Source organism: Mesorhizobium sp. WSM4840, from assembly GCF_055811755.1.
Window position 1 is genome coordinate 1 of record NZ_JBVVQD010000116.1, and the last position, 777, is coordinate 777.

Annotated in this window: 1 protein-coding gene and 1 pseudogene; both read right to left on the bottom strand. The window is 66.5% G+C overall.

Annotation, left to right across the window (positions count from 1 at the left end):
• Nucleotides 1-9 precede the first annotated feature (9 nt).
• Complete coding sequence (locus AC0L3I_RS36940; protein WP_473530235.1) at nt 10-546, bottom strand: integrase core domain-containing protein; 537 nt, start codon at nt 544-546, stop codon at nt 10-12.
• Nucleotides 489-710 (bottom strand): annotated as a pseudogene (locus AC0L3I_RS36945) (DDE-type integrase/transposase/recombinase); the annotation flags it as partial. The gene AC0L3I_RS36940 and the pseudogene AC0L3I_RS36945, both read right to left, overlap by 58 nt.
• Nucleotides 711-777: the final 67 nt, after the last annotated feature.

The window sequence follows — 777 nt, forward strand, 5'->3', positions numbered from 1 at the left end:
TTTGCCATCCTATCGAGCCAGGGCATTGAGGTCGATGGTTTCTATTTTCTGGTGTCTGAACCAGGCGTCGAAGACGCCGTCGGCAGCGGTTGGGCGGAAGGCGACGGATTTGCCGGCGAAGGCCCTGCACAGGCGCATGGTGTGGCCGAGGATGGAGACGAAGCCATGCTGCTGAACGCGGCGGACGAGATCGTCCTTGGCATAGTCGAACGGCTCGACGATTTCGCGATACTGGCGCTGCGAGACGCGGTAGCGGTCGAGCGGCACGGCGCCGCCAAGCGCGTCGTGCGGACGCACGGTGTTGTAGACGTGACGCCAGCGATCGAAGGCGTCCTGGGCCTTGGGGAGATCGGCAAAGGGCGGTCCCTGCAGCGCTTCGGCTTTGAGCGAGCGATGGAAGCGCTCGTCCTTGCCGAGCGTCTGCGGGTGGCAGGCCTGGAGTGGCTGACGGCGACGCCAGCCTCGATCAGCCAGACGGTGAGCAGCGTGAAGTTGTTGCGGCCGCCGTCGCCCCAGGGCGGGCCGTTGTCGGTGGCGATACGCCACGGCAGGCCGTAGCGGCGGAAGGCGGCGATCAGCCGGGCCTTCACGGTTGCGGTGGTCTGATCGGCGCAGGCCGACAGCGCGATCGAGAAGCGCGAATGGTCGTCGAGCACAGTGAGCGGATGCAGCCGACCGCCATGCAAGGCGACGTGGCCCTTGAAATCCATCTGCCACAGATCGTTGGGAGCTTCGTGCTCGAAGCGGATGAAGGGCTGCGCCCCGCCGCCCAGCGCG